Origin of the sequence: Aliterella atlantica CENA595, assembly GCF_000952155.1 — a bacterium.
Lineage (GTDB): Bacteria > Cyanobacteriota > Cyanobacteriia > Cyanobacteriales > Chroococcidiopsidaceae > Aliterella > Aliterella atlantica.
Genome location: NZ_JYON01000060.1, coordinates 1 through 751, shown reverse-complemented (window position 1 = coordinate 751; position 751 = coordinate 1). Strand labels below are relative to the sequence as shown.

Genomic DNA, 751 nt, shown 5'->3' with positions numbered 1-751 from the left:
GTTGGGCACTCTAGAGAGACTGCCGGTGTCAAACCGGAGGAAGGTGGGGATGACGTCAGGTCAGCATGCCCCTTACGTCTTGGGCTACACACGTACTACAATGCTACGGACAGAGGGCAGCAAGCCGGCAACGGCAAGCAAATCCCGTAAACCGTGGCTCAGTTCAGATCGAAGCTTGCAACTCAGCTTCGTGAAGGAGGAATCGCTAGTAATTGCAGGTCAGCATACTGCAGTGAATTCGTTCCCGGGCCTTGTACACACCGCCCGTCACACCATGGAAGCTGGCAACGCCCGAAGTCATTACTCTAACCATTCGTGGGGGAGGATGCCTAAGGCAGTGCTGGTGACTGGGGTGAAGTCGTAACAAGGTAGCCGTACCGGAAGGTGTGGCTGGATCACCTCCTTTTAAGGGAGACCTACCCAACTCTAATATCGAAAACGAAGTGTGAATAGATATAGAGAAGGTTATTCCGAGGTCGGTCGCAGAACTTGATGGGGCTTTCAAACTATGTTTGGTTCGTAATTGGGCTATTAGCTCAGGTGGTTAGAGCGCACCCCTGATAAGGGTGAGGTCCCTGGTTCGAGTCCAGGATGGCCCACCTGAATCAAGTTAGGAGTTAAGAGTTAGGAGTTAGGAGTAAAAAACTCATAATTAATAACGAGTAACTAATAACTTGTGGTCTGGGGGTTTAGCTCAGTTGGTAGAGCGCCTGCTTTGCAAGCAGGATGTCAGCGGTTCGAGTCCGCTAAC

At 51.3% G+C, this 751-nt stretch carries 1 tRNA gene and 1 rRNA gene; both read left to right on the top strand.

Features of this window, described 5'->3' with window-relative positions:
* Positions 1–406 (top strand): 16S ribosomal RNA (locus UH38_RS24555); the annotation flags it as partial.
* 119 nt (positions 407–525) lie between these two features.
* Positions 526–599, top strand: a tRNA-Ile gene (locus UH38_RS24550).
* Positions 600–751 lie beyond the last annotated feature (152 nt).